This is a genomic window from Marinobacter daqiaonensis, from assembly GCF_900115285.1.
In the GTDB taxonomy this organism is placed as follows: domain Bacteria; phylum Pseudomonadota; class Gammaproteobacteria; order Pseudomonadales; family Oleiphilaceae; genus Marinobacter; species Marinobacter daqiaonensis.
Genome location: NZ_FOYW01000001.1, coordinates 1922402 through 1940989 on the forward strand (window position 1 = coordinate 1922402; position 18588 = coordinate 1940989).

At 59.2% G+C, this 18588-nt stretch carries 15 protein-coding genes and 1 riboswitch; of the genes, 4 read left to right on the top strand and 11 right to left on the bottom strand.

Annotated elements, in window-relative coordinates:
* Positions 1-200 precede the first annotated feature (200 nt).
* Positions 201-995, bottom strand: coding sequence for an enoyl-CoA hydratase (locus BM346_RS08795; protein WP_092010994.1), 795 nt, complete (start codon positions 993-995; stop codon positions 201-203).
* A 241-nt stretch (positions 996-1236) separates the two neighbouring features.
* A riboswitch (TPP riboswitch) is annotated at positions 1237-1348 on the top strand.
* Here BM346_RS08795 and BM346_RS08800 point away from each other — a divergent pair.
* Positions 1338-2711: a sodium:solute symporter family transporter gene (locus BM346_RS08800; protein WP_092010997.1), complete on the top strand. Its 1374-nt coding sequence runs from the start codon at positions 1338-1340 to the stop codon at positions 2709-2711. It overlaps the preceding riboswitch by 11 nt.
* An 18-nt stretch (positions 2712-2729) precedes the next feature.
* Here BM346_RS08800 and BM346_RS08805 read toward each other — a convergent pair whose 3' ends face one another.
* Positions 2730-3980 carry an ABC transporter substrate-binding protein gene (locus BM346_RS08805; RefSeq protein WP_092010999.1) on the bottom strand — a complete coding sequence of 417 codons (1251 nt, stop codon included), beginning with the start codon at positions 3978-3980 and terminating at the stop codon, positions 2730-2732.
* A gap of 292 nt (positions 3981-4272) precedes the next feature.
* Here BM346_RS08805 and BM346_RS08810 point away from each other — a divergent pair, with 292 nt between their 5' ends.
* Positions 4273-4692 (top strand): universal stress protein, encoded by a 420-nt coding sequence (locus BM346_RS08810; protein ID WP_092011002.1) that lies wholly within the window; start codon positions 4273-4275, stop codon positions 4690-4692.
* 122 nt (positions 4693-4814) lie between these two features.
* On the opposite strand, the gene BM346_RS08815 is transcribed toward BM346_RS08810, so the two are convergent.
* Positions 4815-5192 carry a cupin domain-containing protein gene (locus BM346_RS08815; protein ID WP_092011005.1) on the bottom strand — a complete coding sequence of 126 codons (378 nt, stop codon included), beginning with the start codon at positions 5190-5192 and terminating at the stop codon, positions 4815-4817.
* A 403-nt stretch (positions 5193-5595) separates the two neighbouring features.
* Between BM346_RS08815 and BM346_RS08820 the strand changes: the two genes are divergently transcribed.
* On the top strand, positions 5596-6273 hold the full coding sequence (locus BM346_RS08820; RefSeq protein WP_092011008.1) for a nitroreductase: 678 nt from the start codon (positions 5596-5598) through the stop codon (positions 6271-6273).
* A gap of 43 nt (positions 6274-6316) precedes the next feature.
* Here BM346_RS08820 and BM346_RS08825 read toward each other — a convergent pair whose 3' ends face one another.
* From BM346_RS08825 to BM346_RS08845, 5 genes are all read right to left on the bottom strand, one after another.
* Positions 6317-8758, bottom strand: a complete 2442-nt coding sequence (locus BM346_RS08825; protein ID WP_092011011.1) for an EAL domain-containing protein — start codon at positions 8756-8758, stop codon at positions 6317-6319.
* Positions 8759-8928: 170 nt separating this feature from the next.
* Positions 8929-10674, bottom strand: a complete 1746-nt coding sequence (locus BM346_RS08830; protein WP_092011014.1) for a GGDEF domain-containing protein — start codon at positions 10672-10674, stop codon at positions 8929-8931.
* On the bottom strand, positions 10674-11930 hold the full coding sequence (locus BM346_RS08835; RefSeq protein ID WP_227662842.1) for an ABC transporter substrate-binding protein: 1257 nt from the start codon (positions 11928-11930) through the stop codon (positions 10674-10676). The genes BM346_RS08830 and BM346_RS08835 overlap by 1 nt, the downstream gene beginning before the upstream one ends.
* Before the next feature lie 202 nt (positions 11931-12132).
* Complete coding sequence (locus BM346_RS08840; RefSeq protein ID WP_092013524.1) at positions 12133-12813, bottom strand: hypothetical protein; 681 nt, start codon at positions 12811-12813, stop codon at positions 12133-12135.
* 95 nt (positions 12814-12908) lie between these two features.
* The gene (locus tag BM346_RS08845; protein ID WP_092011020.1) at positions 12909-13619 is read right to left on the bottom strand and encodes a hypothetical protein; all 711 of its coding nucleotides are present in this window, start codon (positions 13617-13619) and stop codon (positions 12909-12911) included.
* 416 nt (positions 13620-14035) lie between these two features.
* Between BM346_RS08845 and BM346_RS08850 the strand changes: the two genes are divergently transcribed.
* Positions 14036-14500, top strand: coding sequence for a MaoC family dehydratase (locus BM346_RS08850; protein ID WP_092011023.1), 465 nt, complete (start codon positions 14036-14038; stop codon positions 14498-14500).
* Positions 14501-14592: 92 nt separating this feature from the next.
* On the opposite strand, the gene BM346_RS08855 is transcribed toward BM346_RS08850, so the two are convergent.
* From BM346_RS08855 to BM346_RS08865, 3 genes are all read right to left on the bottom strand, one after another.
* Positions 14593-15774 (bottom strand): thiolase family protein, encoded by a 1182-nt coding sequence (locus BM346_RS08855; RefSeq protein ID WP_092011026.1) that lies wholly within the window; start codon positions 15772-15774, stop codon positions 14593-14595.
* A gap of 155 nt (positions 15775-15929) precedes the next feature.
* Positions 15930-17336 (bottom strand): sodium-dependent transporter, encoded by a 1407-nt coding sequence (locus tag BM346_RS08860; protein WP_092011029.1) that lies wholly within the window; start codon positions 17334-17336, stop codon positions 15930-15932.
* Positions 17337-17410: 74 nt separating this feature from the next.
* Positions 17411-18499 (bottom strand): Glu/Leu/Phe/Val family dehydrogenase, encoded by a 1089-nt coding sequence (locus BM346_RS08865; protein WP_092011032.1) that lies wholly within the window; start codon positions 18497-18499, stop codon positions 17411-17413.
* Positions 18500-18588: the final 89 nt, after the last annotated feature.

The following is an 18588-nucleotide window of genomic DNA, read 5'->3' on the forward strand; positions in this document are numbered from 1 at the left end:
CGGCTGAGGAAGGGATCAGCAAAACACCCTGCGCTAAGCCGGTGTAATCGCACTGCTGGCGGCCGCTGCCATCGTGCCCCTTGCGTGCCTTTGCCTAAATTGCGAATAGCTGGTGCTTTAAACGTGGCTACCAGGATCCGATTCCAGTCCGTACATCCTGGTTCAAGGTCGAAGGATCTGTCCCGGGTTAAAAAAGCGAATTACCGGTCTTGCCATCCAGGAGCACGTTTCTCCAGAAACGCGCAGATTCCTTCCTGAGCATCCGCGGCCTCCAGATTGGCTACCATCACTTCCGACGTGTATTCGTAGGCATCCGTCAGCCCCATTTCCAACTGCCGGTAAAAGGCCTCTTTGCCAATCCTGAGGGTATGACTGGATTTTGCAGCAATGGTAGACGCCATTTCGTGAATGGTCTGGTCCAGGTTTTCCCCGGAGACCACCCGATTAACGAGTCCCATTTCTTCGGCGCGCTGGGCACTGATCATCTCCCCTGTCAGCAGCATCTCCATGGCGTGTTTCCGGGAAACGTTACGGGAAAGGGCAACCATGGGTGTCGAGCAGAACAGCCCGATGTTGACTCCCGGCGTCGCGAATCTCGCCGAGTCCGACGCAACCGCCAGGTCACAGCTCGCAATCAGCTGACAGCCCGCAGCTGTGGCGACGCCTGCTGCCCTTGCGATAACAGGCTGGGGCAGCTGAATGATCTGCTGCATGACTTTGCTGCAGAGCCGGAACAGCTCCTGCAGCGCAGCCTTCTGGTCAAGTTGCTCCCGTATTTCCCGCAGATCATGCCCGGCGCAGAATACATTTCCTTTTGCAGCAAGAACCACAACACGGGTTTCGTCATCTCCGGCGAGTTCCTCCAAAGCGACCGATAGCGACTCCAGCATTGCCATGGACAGGCTGTTCCGACGTTCAGGCTGATTAAGCGTAAGGGTCGTAATGCCAGCTGGAGTACTTTCTCGGAGAATCAGTGGTGCTTCTGGATCAGTCATGGGCTACCTCCGGGGAATCTATTGTTTATTCTTTATACCGCCTCTCAGGATAACAAACCACGCATTTGCTGAAGGCGGGAAGAATTCCAGGAGCGGACAGGGCCGCCCACCAGTCAGCTCCCGAACCCGGCTCAAGCCAGGATTAGACCCGGAGCCTGCACCTGCCTTAGAATTCGAGTCCTTAAACGCTGGCTGACCAAAATTGCCTGCACGTTCATATTGAGACACGACACATTCACAATCCAGTCGACAGGGGAGTCCCGGCCAGCCAGGCCGGGGCTGAGAGTGTCACAGACAGACCCTGGAACCTGATCCGGATCATTCCGGCGGAGGAAGAGCGACATGATGATGACCCACCTGGCCGCCATTGCTGCGGCGCTGTGCCTTTTCGTCTGGCTGGGGCTGAGGGCCCGCAGGACAGCTGACGGCATCGACGACTACATGACGGCCCGCAACAGCCAGGGAGCCGCCACGATCGGCCTCTCCTTTCTCGCCTCCGGCATGGGGGCCTGGATCCTGTTCGCACCACCGGAAGTAGGTGCCTTTGTTGGCCCGATCGCCCTCGCCGGATATGCCATCGGCGCGGCGTTGCCATTTATCGTCTTCGCCATGCTCGGCCCTGTTATCCGCAAGCGGCTGCCGGAGGGGCGCAGCATCAGTGAGTTCGCCGAGCGGCGATTCGGCATCGCCATGCGGCGGTGGGTGTCGGTGATTTCGGTGCTTTACATGCTGTGCTTCCTGGCGGCGGAGCTGACCGCCATCGGAGCCATTACCGGGCTGCTCTCGGAGCTGAACGGCCAGATCGTGATCATCGGGGTCGCGGTCACCACATTGATCTACACGACCTGGGGGGGACTGAGGGCCAGTCTTGCCACCGACCGCTGGCAGGCGTTACTGCTGATGGCGCTGCTGGCTGCCGTTCTGTTCGTGGACTGGAAACACCTGCCCGCCGTGCCGGAGTCTGCCCGGCTGCCCGGCATCCCCTTCTGGAGTGCCGTCAGCGTCGCTCTTACCCTCGTTCTGGCGGTAACAGCAGCCAACCTGTTCCACCAGGGATACTGGCAGCGGGTCTGGGCGGCACGGGACAGCGCTTCACTCTGGAAGGGCGCGGTTCTCGGTGGCGGCACCACCATTGTCGTGGTGGCGGTGGTGGGCGCCCTGGGTATGAGTGCCGCCATGGCGGGTCTTGACCTGGGCGAACCGCCGATTCCGTTCTTCGCCCTGCTCAGCGAGGCGCCGCCATGGCTGGGCGTGGTGGCACTGGTTCTGGCGGTCACACTGGTGGCCTCCTCCGTGGATACCCTCCAGAATGGCATCGCATCGCTGGCGGTGGCTGAGAAAGGGGGCCTGACCCTGACCTCCGCCCGCTGGATAACGGTTGCTCTGATGGTTCCGGTCGTTGCCCTGGCCATGCAGGGCGTGTCGGTACTCAGGCTTTTCCTGATTGCCGACCTGCTGTGCGCGACGGCCATCATCCCGGTTCTGATGGGCTTGTGGCCGCGGGTCACACCAGCCGCCTCCATGGCCGGTGCACTGGCTGGCCTGATCGGCGCGATCCTGCCCAACTGGTTCATGACCGGCAGTTTCCTCGAGGCCGTTCATGCCGCCAGCTTCCCGGGTGGGGTCCCGACGCTGGCGCCATTCGCCGGGGCGTTACTGCTATCGGGTGGCATGACCCTGGTACTGACCGCTGCGCAGGGTCTTCGATTCGATTGACCGGGCGGCGGGGCAATCCTACAGGTAGGGGGGCTTGTTCGCCGCGGCGCGCTCCGCTCGCCATTCCGTCAGGGTCTGTGCGGCCTTCTCGCCTTCGAGGGATCCGACCACCTCGAAGAAATCACTGCGTAGCGGGTCGCTGATCACCTGTTCTCTCTTCTTACTGCGCACCACGTATATGGTCTGAAGATTCTGGTGGTCAAAGGCGCGCCATTGCTGACGGTCTTTTAGCAACGTGTACTCATAGCCTTCCAGGGCCCGGATAAGAGCCTGTGTATCGGTGGTTCCGGCACGCTCCACCGCATCCTTGTACTGGTAGATGATGCCATAGGTTGTTGCCGCCGTTGAGGTAGGCCTCAGGCCGTACTCTTCCGTAAACGCCTCAACAAACTGCTGGCCACGCTCGTAGTCCAGCTGGTATGGGATCATCCACTCCCAGGGCGTGGTCGAGATAAGGTCTTCCATGATGGTCGCACCCACGTTATGGGCAATCCCCAGTGAAATATTGGGCGATACGATCTTCATTTTGTCCTTCAGGCCCATGTCATGAGCCACATTAAGCGCTCTCACGAGATCGTCGCCGAATAACACCAGCATTAATATATCGGCCCCACTCGCTTCAGCGGCGGACAGTGCTTTCTGGAAATCCCTGATGAAAGCCCCTGGAAAAGGCGTCAGTGCGTTTGGGTGGGCCTCTGTATCGGAGGTATTGGTGAAGTTACGCAAAGACGCTTCCGAGGACTTCCCCCAGGTGTAATCCGCCGTTACGTAGAAGTATTTTGCATCACCGAACGTTTCTGTCAGATAGCTCCCCAGTGCGTTTCCCGTCATCCAGGCGTTGGGGTACTCACGAAACATGTGATCATGCCCCTCGCTTCCCGTCGTGGCATTCGCGGATGTGGTGGTACCAAAATACAGGCGACCCAGCTCTTTGGCAGCCTTGCCCGAGGCAATGGCAACGGCGCTTGAAGCACCGCCGAATAGCATGTCCACGTTTTCCTGTGTGATGAGCTCTCTGGTATTGGCAACACCGCGCTCGGGAGAACCGGCGGTGTTACGGATGACCAGTTCCACATCCTTGCCGAGAATTCCGCCAGCGCTGTTTATTTCTTCCACGGCCAGGAACGCCGCCAGTCTTTGCTGCAGACCCAGGTCCTTGTAACGACCGGTTTGCGGATAATTAAAACCGAGTTTGATGGAGTCCGCCCAGCTCGGCAAACTGCACACTAACAATAGAAATCCGGCAAACAGAATCGTTTTCTTGTTCATTTATAAATGAGCCTCGTATATTTTCATTATTCGCAATTAAAAAGCCGGATCATTTTATGATAAAAATCAATATCGTTGGTTAATAAACGCCTCATTATCGTTACAGAGTGTAATCACGCCTTACCAGCCCAGTGGGGCTCCCTTGACCCGAGCTGGTGCCAGGCCGGCTGACTTCCAGGCCCCGGGCCTGTGTTAGGATCCAATTACACTTTGACATCCAGCATCGTCCACTGAGACTCTGTAGGTGGGCTTACAACCCAGACATGTTCGGAAGCCACGCGAGGGAACAACCATGTACAGCAAGATACTGGTGCCTGTGGATCTGGCACATAAGGAAAAAATGTCTAAAGCGCTGGATACCGCTACCGACATTGCCAAACATTATCAGGCCAAACTCTGCTACGTGAGCGTCACAAACACGACACCCTCAGCCGCCGCCCACAACCCCGGAGAGCTGGCAAAAAAGCTTGCTGCCTTCGCGGACGAGCAGAGCCAGGCCCATGGGGTGAAAGCAGAGAGCAAGGTTATCGAAACCGCCGATACAGCCGTTGAGCTTGATAAAAAGCTTGTTGAGGCCATCAAGGAATCGGGAGCTGACCTGGTGGTCATGGCCTCACATTCCCCTGGCATCGGCGATAAGCTGCATATTCTCCATTCCAACGGTGCCAATATTGTCAGGCACAGCGATGTTTCTGTGTTCGTCGTGCGCTAATTTGAGTTAGCCACAGGCATCCCTTGCGGGCCGGGCATGTGAAAATCCCGGAACGTGCGCCACCCTCTCCGTTGACCGGGGGCGTCGTCCCGTGCCCTTGACGGACGGGACGACGCAAGGGCCTACTCGTCGGCATCCGCCTGCTGTTTGGTTTCGTGTTCGGTGCCTGGCGCATGTTCCGGTGGACAGTACGTCGTGTAGAGCTTCAGCATCGTACTGCCGGCATTGCGGAAATTATGGTAGGACCCGGAAGGCACAATGCTGACGTCACCCGGCCTGACGGCAACCCTGGTATCACCAATGGTGGCTTCACCTTCCCCCTCTACGAAATAGAGCAGCTGGTCGTGGCCCTCATGGACTTCACCCCCGATTTCGCCGCCCTCCGGGATCGCCATCAATACCAGTTGGGTATTGTCCCCCGTCCAGATCACCTGGCGGAATTCCGTGTTTTCCCGGGCCATCTCAACAATGGGTAACGTGGTCCTGCGTACCTCTTTCATGGTCTTCACCTCCGATCGTGACAGTGTTATTTACATCACACGGTAATGACTGCTCATACCGTTACGAGAGGGTTTCAATATTCAGCATGGTTATTGTCCCTTAGGCTCTGAATACTCGGGAGCATTCCGGCTCAGGCATTGCCTGCCGGCAAGCACCAGTGGGTTCGGTCGCATCTCTCAGATTTACAACCACTCCATAAACGCTACGCAGGAATGAGAGCGGCGGATTTTTTGATCTCCAAAGAAAGCGAGGGACCTAAAACCATTGAGCCGGCCGTTTCCGGGTGTTTATACTCCAACTCCCCTCGACTTTGAGTCTCTGGTCCCCAAGCGGGTAATCAGAAACTTTGCGATTCGTCCACGGCGAAGGGTCGACTTCTCAAACTTACGAAAAAGGTTACCGATGAAACTCGATCAGGCAATTCAGGAACGTCGATCCATCCGCGGCTTCACCGACGAACCCGTTTCCCGGGAGCTGCTTGAGGAGATCATTGCCCTGGCCAACCGCGCGCCTTCCTCCATGAACACCCAGCCCTGGCATCTTCACGTGCTGACAGGAGAGCCACTGGAGCGGGTTCGTCAGGGCAATACTGAGCGGATGCTCGGTGGCGTTCCACCGACCCGTGAAATCGAAGACTATGGCGCCTACCAGGGGGAACACCGCAAGCGCCAGATCGAGATTGCCGTACAGCTGTTCGAGGCCATGGGAATAGAGCGCGATGACAAGGAGCGGCGTCAGGACTGGGTCATGCGGGGTTTCCGGCAGTTTGATGCACCCGTGTCCATCGTCGTCTGTTTTGACAGGGAACTTCTGAATAACACCATTGCCCACTTTGACACTGGCGCCATGACCTATGGCCTGGTGCTGGCGGCCTGGAGCCGGGGGCTCGGGGCAGTGATCAACGGGCAGGGAATCATGCAAAGCCCAGTGGTGCGGGAAGTCGCCAACATCCCGGAAGATCAGGTCATCCTGACCTGCGTCGCCCTTGGCTGGCCGGACGATGAATTCGTCGCGAATTCCGTCATCTCCCGCCGACGCCCCATCAGCAACACGGCGCGCTTTCTGGGCTTCGACGATTGAAAGAAATGCCTGAAGCCGGGTGTAAAACCGTCCCGGCGCCATCTCAGATGCTGTCGGGGCGTGGAATTGCGGATTGCTCAGGAACCTGATCAAGACCGAACAGCAAATCGTCCAGAGGACAGGGCCGGTGTATTCCGTAGCCCTGCACCCAATGGATACCAAGTTCAGCCACACAATCGCGGATGGCATCGGTCTCGACGCATTCTGCCACGGTGCTTCTGCCCATAAGGGAGTCGATTTCACCGATGGACTTCACGATTGAACGGTGTACTTCATTATCGAGCAGATCCCGCACAAATACGCCGTCGATCTTTACGAAGTCCACCGGCAGGCTCGTAAGGTATTCGAACGAAGACAGACCGCTACCGAAGTCATCCAGGGCGAACGTGCAACCTCGCTGGCGGAGTCGCTCGAAGAAATGCCTCGCATCGGCGAGATTCGAGATAGCCGCCGTCTCGGTAATCTCGAAACACAGCTTGCCCGGGTCCACCGGAGAGTGATCCAGCGCCAGCTCCAGGAAGGCGAGAAAGTCCTCGCGTCCGATGGATTGTCCGGAAAGATTGATGTGGCATGATCCCAGTTGCTCCAGGCGCTGTGGGTGCTCAGCAAGAGCCTTCAGGGTTGCCCCGACCACCCATCGGTCAATGTCGGGAGCGATGTGGTATCGCTCTGCGGCAGGAAGAAACCGACCCGGTGGTATCGTGTTTCCATTCAGGTCGAGCATGCGCACGAGTATCTCGCAATGGAGCTTTTCCCCTCCGGCCAGCGATTTTATCCTCTGGGCGTACAGTGTGAATCTGTTGGACGTCAGGGCCGCGCGGATCTGGGCCAGGGCTTCCATTTCCGAGCGTCGCGACTGTAGCGCGTGATCGTCCGGTGAATAGAGGACGACCCGATTACGGCCATAGTCCTTGGCCATGTAGCAGGCCGTGTCGGCGGCACGGAGCAGATCCGTCGGATCTCGCATGGTTTCGTCGATACAGACGCAGCCGATGCTGGCACCCATCCGCAGCTGCCTGTCGTCTGAGCTGAACACGTAGCCTTCGATCGCCTCACGGAGCTTCTGCGCGACTTCCACCGCAGCCGTCTCGTTGCAATCCAGCAGGATTACGCCGAACTCATCACCGCCAAGCCGAGCCAGGATATCGGACTGCCGGAGTTCCCGCCGTAGCAGCCGGGTGACCTCCTGCAGGACCTCGTCCCCAGCCAGGTGACCTGCGGTATCGTTCACGACCTTGAACTGATCCAGATCGATGAAGCACAGGGCATGCCGCATCCCCTTTGTATGTGCCTGATGGATCGCCGCAGCCAGGTGTTTTTCGAATTCATAGCGGTTTATTGTGCCGGTAAGTGCATCATGACGTGCCTGGTAGTGCAGGTTGTGCATCAGGTCCCGGGCTTCGGTGATATCCTGAACGCCTAGAATCATGTGGGGCCGGCCATGCCAGGTATCTTCAACCCGTGACAGGGAAAACCGGCACCATACCGGGGTATCGTCCCGGGTCCTGAGCTTGAATTCCTGTGTTTGCGGCGTTTCTCCCGCCAGGAACAGGCTCTCAAGACTATCCGATGCCTGATCCGGATGGAGAAACTCGGCCAAGTAGCGGCCAGCCAGCTCGTCCCGGGAGTAACCAAGAAGCTCACCCAGTGCGCGATTGGCAGCCACCAGCCTGCCATCGGGTCGCATCTGGGCCATGCCCATGGCGGCCTGCTCGAAGGTGTCCCGAAACTGTCGCTCTGAGCCGGCGATTCGACGGGTTGCCCACCGGAAAAGCAGGCTGATGGCAACTGCCAATGCGCCAAACGCAGTGGCTGCGATGACCTGGAGCCAGGACTCGAGGAGCCGGGAACCTTTACCAAGTTCGTCAGTAAACCCGTCCTGCAGGGGTCGCAACTCCTGCGCAATCCGGCTCACCTCTTCGCGCAGGCTCTTTATTTGCCTCCTGCTGTCGGCGAGATCGGGGCTGTCTAACTGCGCCTCCATTTCGCCAATAATGGTCTGGAGGCGAAGGATGTATGGGTCCGCCTTTCGCCAATTGGCTATGGCATCACGAATATGGGGTGCGCTCTGGAAATAGCGGAACATCCAGACCATGCGAGCAGCATCGGCAGGGTGATTTCCTGCGGCGATGAACTGCCTCAGCGCCGCATCGGTGTCTTGCGGCTGTCTTTCCATGGCCTGCCTTGCGCGGAGGTCGGCCAACGGTACTTCCAGAGCCGCTCTGGCTTGTTCGAGCCAAAGCGGATCCCCGGTATCGGCAGCCCGATCCAGCCAGTAAACGACTTCTTTCTGGGACTTCGACCAGTCACTCTCACCTGCCACAAACGCCCTGACAGCCGACTGGATTTCCAGCGCCAGAACCGACAGCCCGAATCCTGCCAACGCGATGAGCGCAACGAACAGATAGACTCTGACGGCAGTCTTCCGGGATCGGCGGGGATCCGATTGTGAAGAAGTAACCGATTCTTCCTTACGGTGGCTCATTGGCTGCTGTGTTCCATTCCTGCTACCCAGTCAGGGCAAGGCGTATCACGGTAGTAGGTTAGCATCGTTCGCTTCAAAAACATGCATTTATCATGCAATTCCGAGTACATCGGCGCAGGGACGTGGTCTAGATGGCCCCGCAGGGATTATCGGTGGATAGGCTCCCGGTTTCATGCCGGTTCGGGTGGCGCGGTCGGTGGATTCGAGAACATCACCACCCGGTTTCTGCCAGCCATCTTGGCGCGATAGAGTGCACTATCCGCGTTTTTGACCAGCTCGAACGCGCTCGTGATATCGCTGGCCGGTTCGAGTACAGCAACCCCGACACTGATCGTGATCCTCTGCCAGGGGGAGTCTTGGTGGGGAATATCGAGACCCGATACTGCGCGACACAGGCTTTCGGCAATATCCATGGCCTTGTCATGACCGGCGTCCTGGAGGATGACGATGAATTCCTCCCCACCGTAACGGGCCGCCAGATCGTCCCCACGGCGCAGGTGGCGCTGAAGGGAAATCGCCACGTCGCGCAGACACTGGTCGCCTGCCGGGTGCCCGTAACGGTCGTTGAATGCCTTGAAATAGTCGATGTCGAGCATGATAACGCTCAGGCTCAAGCCGCTGCGCAGGGCTGTTGACCATTCGCGATCGAGTATTTCCTCGAAGTGACGCCGGTTGGCCAGGCCAGTGAGGCTGTCGGTACGGGATAGTTGCTGTAGCTTGCGATTCGCCCCTTCGAGTTCCTCTGTCCGTTCCTTTACCCTCTCCTCCAGCTCTTCACTGATTTCCCGGTATCGGATCAGGAGGCGCTCGGTCTCCTGGTTCCTCTCCCGGAAGACCTCGGCTGCCTTCGACAGTTCATGAAGCTCGTATCCGGCTTCCCGCTGGCGCAGGCCCGAGACCGTCTCGCCCTTCGCAAGACGGCGAAAGGTACCGGCCAGGTTTTCGATCGGCGTTGCGATGCTCCGACCAATGGCATAAGAGAGGCCGATAATCAGCACCAACATGACCGCACTGCCGGAAAGCCCCAGCAGAAAGGCCTGGCGGATTGTGCGGGCCACATCGCTCTCGATCCGGTTCATTTCAAGGTGAAGTTCATCGGACAACCGGTCTGACTGATAGAGAATCTCGTGAGTCTCTGCCGCCATGACCACGTTGACCAGGAACAGATACCCACGGGTCCGCTGGACCGCCTCCAGTATGACCTCCTCGTAGGCCCGTACCGACTCTTCCATCTGGCCCAGCAGTCTCAGCGAGACCCGACTCTGGTGCAGGTCCCGGAGCTGCCGGATCAGCTCACGGGACAGACGGACATTGCTTCTGACCTCCCGGATCAGGGAGTTGTCGAGAGAGTCGAAATACCGATGCGTCAGTCGCTCGACCTGCAGCGCCAGGGTACGCAGACGCTCCACCAGAGCAACCGATTCCGGACCCGACGGCGGAATCCTCGCGGCGAACTGGTCCAGCAGGGCCCCATACTCTTCCGCCCGGGCCTGGATCGTTTCGGTGATCAGCCGGCTCTGCCGGTTGCGCTGGATCTTAACCTCTGAAAAGGCCTGCTGGAAACTGTCCAGATGCGTTGCAATGACAGCGGCCCGTTTCATGACTGGCTCGCTGCCACTGCCTCCAAGCCTTGCCAGCAGACCTCTCGCCTGTTCAAAGACAAGATTGGCCTGATCCGCCGAGAAGCTCTCGCCTTCCTGGATAAATTCCTCTGACAGCCGCTGAAGATCAATCATCCGGGTGGACAGATCCTGACCCAGCTCCGCCCGTTCACTGAAGACCGTGAACCGCCGGAAATCCGAATAGATGTTACTGATGGCCAGGCCCATGGAAAGAGCCACGCCCACACCAATCAGACCGATCACCAGGAAGCCGGCAAAGATCCGGTTCTTGAGGCGCCACCGGTGGAAACCCATCAAGCCAGCAATAGATCCCTCCACTTCGTCAACGTGTACTCGTAGGTATCCATAACCGTGTTCCAGACCGCAACGTTCTCGAACCTCTTGACGTAGCTCCCTCCCCGCCGGACCTCACCGGGCTCCGCCACGATCTTTCCGTCGGTCCCGGTCATGGGGATCTGCGCAGGCTGGCCTTCGTACCAGAAATTCCATTCTTCGGGGCTCAGGTATTGTCGGGTCCGCTGTGGATTGGAAATGTAGTAGCCCTGCCTTGCAATGAACGCCCCGGGCCAGCCCGACAACCACCAGTTCATATAGGCGTAGGCTGCCTCCTTTCGCTCTTCGTCGACCGCTGATGACAGACACATCACCCCATACCAGGCCCGGTAGCCTTCCCTGGGGGCGGCATAGACACAGGGGATGCCCATGCCCCGCAACCGCGTGGCGGCAGGGGAAAACATGCTGGCGATATCAACGTCGCCCCCAGAGACCAGGTCCACCGAATGGGGGACAGAAGACCAGAACCCGCGAAAATGACCCCGTCGCTTGTAGTCGACGAGGATCTCGAACAGTTGGTCGACTTCCTGCCGACTCATCCGACCAATATTGTCAAAACGGATGAGCCCGCGCGCCTGAGCCGCGAGGGCAAGGTCGAACAGCCCGATACTTGGCGCGTTGACGATGGCCACCCGACCACGATACCTGGGGTCAAGAAGCCAGCCCCAGCTTTCCGTCTCGTAGGGAATTCCCTCATCAATGACGTCTGAGCGATATCCGAAGGAATCCACGTTATGGGCGTAAGGCAGGAAACTGATGCTGCCGGAAGGGTCCGGACCCAGAGTCCCGTTTGGCTGGATATGGAGCAGCCGGTGAGGCGCGTCCCCTTTGCCAACCTGAGCTCCGGGGGCGATCCGCCCCGTCTTTGGCAGATCGTTGATTTCGTCCCAGTAGGTCAGCCGCCGGGTTTCAATCGGCTGGATAGCGTTGGCCTGCCAGAGCACCCGGATACTGTTTGACCACTGCTCATACAGATCGAAGGCTCCGGGATCTGTCGCCGCCTTCAGCAGGACCTCGGCACTCCCACCCGGGTAAAACTCGATGTTTATGCCCAGATCACGCTCGGCGCGTTGCCGTATCGGCTCCTGCAGGGTGACATGGGTGCCAACCACTCGGAGGGTGGGCTTGCGGTTCACTGCCTTGACGATGGCCGGGAACCCGGCCTTGCCCAACAGCAGGCCCGCTCCACCCGCTTTTAACACATCGCGACGTCTCACCAGATGATCGGCTCTGTTTACAGGAAACTGTCACCCTGCCGTGAAAAGGCAGGGGCTGCGTCCCGGGGTAATCGTTACAGCCATATCCCGGGGTACTGGCCCTTTATTTCGAGGTACTCCCCCTTGCATCCTGTTCAGGACAATTCGGTCTACCCACAAGGCCCGGTAAAGAGCGTACGGAGCCAACCTGTTCACAGGCTCTTCACTCTGCCCACAGGCGGGCCCGGAAGCCGCTTTTTTTCCAGAGTACGGCAAGCCAGATCGCATGCAGGTTGATCAGAAGCGCCAGCACCCATTCGAAAGCGTCATCCGTTTGACTATAGACCGTCGGCGCCACCGCCGAAAGAATAACCGAGAGGATGCCCACCGCCAGAGTAAGCTCGCACAACCACAGCAGGTGCTGGCCACTTCGGCGCCATCGCGGATGCCCTGTCAGGGCCGAACTGATCAGCAACTGGGCAATGTAAGTAAGGGCAAAGTAGAGCACCACACCGATGCGGCGAATGAGGTAGAAACCATCGCCCGCATGGCCAAGGGCCAGCGTATAGGCCGCCAGCGATGCGCAGGCGACGAGGCCCAGCCAGGGGATCCATGGCCGGCCACGACTGGTGGCACCAAGCTGCAAAAGCCATTGACTGTTCAGAAACCAGAACAGTACGCCGAGAATCGCCGCCGGCAACATGGTGCCCTTGAAAATGAAATAGGAGGTGCCGTACCGACCGGTCCGGCTGATGCTGGTGCAGCTGTCCCAATAGGGAACGCACCAGGAAACGTGGCCTTCCAGTATCGATACGACAAAGGTGGTGTGGATGGTGATCAGCGGCGTCAGTGCGGCGGCCATGGCCAGCCACCACAGTGAAATACCCCTGTACCGGTTGTTCATGGCCCTGCCCCCGTCATCCATTGCCCCTGGTCATGATGATCAAAGTCTGAACAGCGCGCAATCCACCTCAGCGGGACAGCAACGGCCCTCGGGAGTCAGGCACGGGCTGCGGATTTCTCCAGGAACTGGCTGATTTCCCGCTCCAAACGGGAGTGCACATCCAGCAGATCCTCCTGTTCGACCCGGCGTTCCCTGAGGCTGGAACGGGACTTCTTGCGCTCAAGCTCGGCCCTTTGCTCGGCGTAGACGTAATGCAGCACACCCACGCCCAGGCTGGCCTGCTCCTCATCGTTCATGTGCTTGCGCAGTCGCTTGAACTGCTCCGGAGCGGGAGAACGGTGTCGCCTGGCCTCTATGTCCTTTGGCCGTATCCCGAAGGTTTCGCCCCAGAGCACAACGGCCCTGTCCCAGGCCCGCGACAGGGTCTGCTCCTCGCTAATGGCAATCCGAACGGGATTACCCGGAACATTGACCTGAAAATAGCACTGCTCGGTTTGGCTCCCACCGATCGTGCCAATACCCAGGGTGATACCCTGAAAACCGACGCCCCTGAAGGGCCTGGTCCGCGCGTGCTCCGTGCGGATGAAATCGAGATATTTGGTAGCGGCCGCACGCATGGACCAGCGTGCCTCATAATACTCGGCGCGGGTTTTCTGGTATCGGTACCAGAGCTCCTCGGGCACGCTCGTGCCGGGCCGCCGGAGGCTCAGATACTTCTGGTACCGTTCGCCGCGAATCATCACGACAACGCGCCAGCCCCAAAACCCGGACGACAGTTCGCCCTTTTCATAAAACTGAATGGCCATAAGTGGTTATCAAGCTCTCCGCTTTATTGGTTGGCACTTCAATGGTTCAGGGATGGGCCGAACGACACCACCCGCTAACTGGTAAGACTCCCACCGACACTACTCGCCTTCGCCGGCCGGTCCTGTTTCGGTGAGGGCCAAAGTGCATTATTGCAACCCGGTGCCGTAATATCCTGCCCAGACAGCGCCGGTTAATTCTGCAGCCGGGAACCCGTCCTGCGACTGTCGAGACCGGGACTTCCCAAACAACAGGTCGATGTATTTTCATAACGGATATTCGACCGGGAGGCCATCCGGATCACTGCACAGAGTTACTTTCCAGGGCCGGCGCATCAACGGGACTGTTACTATAACCGCTTCAATGAACCTTTCCAGGTAATCTCGAATACTGCCTGGATCAAGGAGGAACGACACACATGTCCCACATTCGAAGAACGACGATCCAGGGCCTCAGGGCAGGCGACAGCTTCACCATCACCCGGACTTTCAGGGAAGAGGACACCCTGGCCTTCGGCGACATCAGTGGTGATGATAATCCTGTCCATTACGACGACCGCTTTGCCCGGATCAAGGGCTTCGACGGGAAGATCTGCCACGGGCTCCTTGTAGGTGGGATGATTACGGAGGTGGGCGGGCAGATTGGCTGGCTGGCTTCAGGAATGAATTTCCGCTTCCGGCGGCCGGTGTACTTTGGCGATACCATCACCTGTGTATTCACACTCACCGAGGTGGACGAACGGAATCGCGCCAGGGCGGAGGCAACGCTGTCGAATCAGCATGGTGTTCCGGTGATCGAGGCCTGGCTGACCGGTGTGCTGCCCACGCCTGATGAGCAGCAGATCCTTTCGGCCATTCTTGAGGAGCAGGACGGGGCTTACTGAATACCGCATCTGCCGGGTCCGATGCCTCTTCCTTACTTGAGGCATCGGACCCGGCCTGCCGCCAATAATGGCCAGTGGTTCCGGTGTTGTGGTTAAAGCAGCTCGATTGCCACCGCCGTACCTTCGCCACCGCCGATGCAGAGCGCCGCAACGCCGCGCTTGAGGCCGCGCTGCCTGAGGGCGTTGATCAGCGTGATCATGATCCGCGAACCGGAGGAGCCGATGGGGTGACCAAGGGCGCAGGCGCCGCCATGGACGTTGACCTTGTCGGTGTCGAGCCCCAGCTCGTTGATGGCGGCCAGTGTCACGACGGCAAAGGCCTCGTTGATTTCGAACAGGTCCACGTCATCGCGGTTCCAGCCAGCCTTTTTCAGTACCTTTTCGATGGCACCAATGGGGGCGAGGGTGAACTCGGCCGGCAGGCGGGCGTGGGTGGCATGGGCGACAATGCGGGCCTGGGGTTTGAGGCCCCGTTTTTCGGCCTCTTCCCGGCTGGCCAGCACCATGGCCGAGGCGCCGTCGCTGATGGAACTGGAGTTGGCGGCGGTGACAGAGCCATCTTTGGCAAAGGCCGGTTTCAGCTGGGGAATTTTTTCAGGCTTCGCCTTGCCCGGCTGCTCGTCAGTGTCGACAACGGTGTCGCCACCACGACCGGAGACGGTAACCGCTGCGATCTCATCGGCGAACCCGCCATTTTTGATGGCGGCCAGGGAGCGTTCCAGGGAAGCCATGGCAAAGTTGTCCATGGCTTCGCGACTGATGTTGTACTTGTCTGCGGTGCGCTGGGCGAAGACGCCCATAAGGCCACCTTCGTAGGCGTCCTCGAGACCATCCAGGAACATGGAGTCCATGACCTGGCCGTGGCCCATGCGCAGGCCCGCGCGGGCTTTCGGCAGCAGGTACGGGGCCTGGCTCATATTCTCCATGCCACCGGCGATCATAATGGAATTGGTGCCGGCCCTGATCTGGTCATGGGCCATGATGACCGCCTGCATGCCGGAGCCACACATCTTGTTAACCGTGGTGCAGCCTGATGAGTCCGGAATGCCGGAGGCGCGGGAGGCCTGGCGGGCAGGTGCCTGGCCGAGACCGGCCGGCAGCACACAGCCCATGATGACCTCCTGGATATCACTGGGCTGCAGACCACTGCGCTCAATGGCCGCCTTGATAGAGACGGCGCCCAGCTCCGGGGAGCGAACCGAACTCAGCTCTCCCATCATGCCGCCCATGGGGGTGCGGGCGGAGCCGGCGATGACCACTTCTGTTGTCGACATGTTGTTTATCCTCCAGACGGACAGACTATTGAATCAGGGAAGCTAATTTACGTTTACGTAAACTTTATCCAAATCGCCCCCAAAAAGGAAATCCTGATGACAGGGGAACATCTACAGCATCAGCAATTCCGCCATCCCTGGCAGATCGCGCTTCCCTAGAAAAGGTTATAGATGAACACCACTGCTACAGCGATGGGAGTGACATAGCGGATTACACCATACCAGAGCGAAAAGCTTCCGGATGACATGGCCAGCTCTTTCTGCAGAGTCTCGCGGGTCATGACCCAGCCTGCAAACAGCGCCACCAGCAGGCCTGCCAGGGGCAACATGATGCTCGCGGTCACGAAATCAAGCAGGTCAAAGATGGTCTTGCCTTCAAACATGGAGAACATGCCCAGGGGCGTCACATCAGACCAGACGTTGAGGGACAGGATCGAAGCGATACCCAGCAACCAGCAGCTGACGCCGGCACCGACCGTGCTTCGGGTCCGGCTCATGCCCTTTTTCTCTTCCAGCCATTCCACGACCGGCTCAAGCAGCGAAATGGCCGATGTCCAGGCGGCGAATGTCAGCAAGACGAAGAAAAGCGTGCCGATCAGGCTGCCCCAGGGCATCTGGCCAAAGGCCAGCGGCAGGGTCTGGAAGATCAGCCCCGGTCCCGCACCCGGCTCGAGGCCATTGGCGAACACGATGGGGAAGATCGCAAGGCCCGCCAGCAGGGCGACGCCGGTATCCATGACCGATACCACAATGGAGGTCTTGGCAATGGACACATTCCTGGAAAGATAGGAGCCATAGGCCATCATCACCGCCATGCCCAGGCTCAGGGTGAAAAAGGCATGGCCAAGGGCTACCAGTACGCCCGCGGTGGTCAGGCGGGAAAAGTCAGGCTGGAAGAGGAAAGCGACCCCCTCCCCAAAGTGTCCGGTGGTCATGGCGTAGCCAACCACGATCAACAGCAACACGAACAGTGCCGGCATCAGGATGGTCACGGCACGTTCCAGGCCGCCGCGAAGGCCCCGGCCCACCACGAACATCACCAGGGCCATGAACAGGGTGTGCCAGCCCAGCAATAACCAGGGGCTGCCCAGCAGCCCTGAGAAAATCTCGCCCACCGCTTCGGCGGATTTTCCCACGAGTTCACCGGTAGCCGCGGTGCCTATGTAGGAAACCGCCCAACCTCCGATAACGGAATAGAAGGACAGGATCAGAAACGCCGCCAGCATGCCGATCACCGCCGTGAAGCGCCAGGCAGGGTGATGACCTCCCTGTTCAATAAGCAGACGCATGCTCCGCAGGGGACTGGCGGCGCCACTGCGGCCAATGAGTATTTCCGCCATCATGATGGGCAGACCCACGGCCGCAATGCAGACAAGGTAAACCAGCACGAAGGCGCCGCCGCCGTTTTCACCGGTGATGTAGGGAAATTTCCAGATATTGCCAAGGCCAACTGCGGACCCGGTGGCGGCGAGTACGAAAGCCATCCTGGATGACCACAGACCGCGCTTGATGGAGGCCTCGCTGTCGCCGCCGTTCCGGTTGGCGGGTGAAGGGTTATTCATGATGTTCTCCTGCTGTCTTTCTTGTTTTTGCAAAGATGAGCCGGGGTGTCGGCCGGCGGCTTCAAGAGTGCCAGCTAACCAGACATCCCGGCACTGGCAGGGTGGTGCTCAAAACGCTCTTCCGCCAGCTGATTGGCGATCTGGCCAGTGGGCCTTCCATCCCTGGCGGAGCGGGTAAAGATCTCGTCAAGGGTCTCGCCAATATTTTCAACGTGCTGGCGCACCACATCCGGCTCGCCACCAACCCTTTCGTAGTAGATATCGATAATGCCGCCGGCATTGATCACGAAATCCGGGGCGTAGAGAATCCCCCTCTGCCACAGGGAGTGGTCATGACTGGTGCGGTACAGCTGGTTGTTGGCAGCTCCCGCAACTACAGAGGCCTGCAGTCGCGGAATGGATTCATCGTTGAGCACGGCCCCCATGGCACAGGGAGCCAGTACATCCACCGGCAGGAAAAGAACTTCCTCCGCGCCCACCGGGGTGGCTCCAAGCTCGTCAACGGCCCGGTTCATGTTTTCCCGGTGGATGTCGAAGACCGAGAGCTTTGCGCCCGCATCCCGCAGGTGGCGGGCGAGGCGGTAGCCAACATTGCCGATACCCTGCACTGCCACGGTCAGCCCCTCGAGATCATTCGGGTCGGTGCGACCCAGTTTATGCTTTACCGCGGACTGGATACCCACGAAGGTGCCGTAGGCGGTGGCCGGCGAGGGGTCGCCGCTGCTCGGCCGGCCGTCAAAGCCGGGGCGTGGAGAAACACCGGCCACATTGGCGGTGTGCCGCCCCATTACCTTCAGGTCGGGAACACTGGTTCCGGAATCCTCGGCCGCGATGTACAGGCCACCCAGGCTCTCCAGGAAACGCCCCATACTCTCAAGCAGCGCCTCCGTTTTGTGCTTGCGGGGATCCCCGATAATCACGGATTTGCCCCCGCCGAGATCCAGGTTGGCCAGGGCGGACTTGTAGGTCATCCCCCTGGACAGGCGCAGCACGTCGGTCAGGGCCTCGTCGTCGCTGCCGTAGGGGAACATGCGGCAGCCCCCCAGGGCAGGACCGCGGGAGGTATTGTGAATGGCAATAATCGCGCGCAGGCCGGTTTCCGGGTCACAGTGGAAGGACAGGTGTTGGTGATTGTCGAACTCGGCGTGAGTAAACACACTCATGGCTTGGTACCTATTCAGAGCACCGTCAGGGTGAGCGACGGCGCTTGCATTCACCTCGCCAACGGGCAATTGGTCCCGTTGACCAGAAA

What these genes read in the sequence shown, in the direction of transcription:
- BM346_RS08820 (WP_092011008.1), top strand. Translation starts at nt 5,596, where the DNA reads ATGAAACTCGATCAGGCAATTCAGGAACGTCGATCCATCCGCGGCTTC.
- BM346_RS08855 (WP_092011026.1), bottom strand. Translation starts at nt 15,774, where the DNA reads ATGTCGACAACAGAAGTGGTCATCGCCGGCTCCGCCCGCACCCCCATG.
- BM346_RS08865 (WP_092011032.1), bottom strand. Translation starts at nt 18,499, where the DNA reads ATGAGTGTGTTTACTCACGCCGAGTTCGACAATCACCAACACCTGTCC.
- BM346_RS08815 (WP_092011005.1), bottom strand. Translation starts at nt 5,192, where the DNA reads ATGAAAGAGGTACGCAGGACCACGTTACCCATTGTTGAGATGGCCCGG.
- BM346_RS08810 (WP_092011002.1), top strand. Translation starts at nt 4,273, where the DNA reads ATGTACAGCAAGATACTGGTGCCTGTGGATCTGGCACATAAGGAAAAA.
- BM346_RS08805 (WP_092010999.1), bottom strand. Translation starts at nt 3,980, where the DNA reads ATGAACAAGAAAACGATTCTGTTTGCCGGATTTCTATTGTTAGTGTGC.
- BM346_RS08845 (WP_092011020.1), bottom strand. Translation starts at nt 13,619, where the DNA reads ATGGCCATTCAGTTTTATGAAAAGGGCGAACTGTCGTCCGGGTTTTGG.
- BM346_RS08840 (WP_092013524.1), bottom strand. Translation starts at nt 12,813, where the DNA reads ATGAACAACCGGTACAGGGGTATTTCACTGTGGTGGCTGGCCATGGCC.
- BM346_RS08795 (WP_092010994.1), bottom strand. Translation starts at nt 995, where the DNA reads ATGACTGATCCAGAAGCACCACTGATTCTCCGAGAAAGTACTCCAGCT.
- BM346_RS08830 (WP_092011014.1), bottom strand. Translation starts at nt 10,674, where the DNA reads ATGGGTTTCCACCGGTGGCGCCTCAAGAACCGGATCTTTGCCGGCTTC.
- BM346_RS08850 (WP_092011023.1), top strand. Translation starts at nt 14,036, where the DNA reads ATGTCCCACATTCGAAGAACGACGATCCAGGGCCTCAGGGCAGGCGAC.
- BM346_RS08800 (WP_092010997.1), top strand. Translation starts at nt 1,338, where the DNA reads ATGATGATGACCCACCTGGCCGCCATTGCTGCGGCGCTGTGCCTTTTC.
- BM346_RS08825 (WP_092011011.1), bottom strand. Translation starts at nt 8,758, where the DNA reads ATGAGCCACCGTAAGGAAGAATCGGTTACTTCTTCACAATCGGATCCC.
- BM346_RS08860 (WP_092011029.1), bottom strand. Translation starts at nt 17,336, where the DNA reads ATGAATAACCCTTCACCCGCCAACCGGAACGGCGGCGACAGCGAGGCC.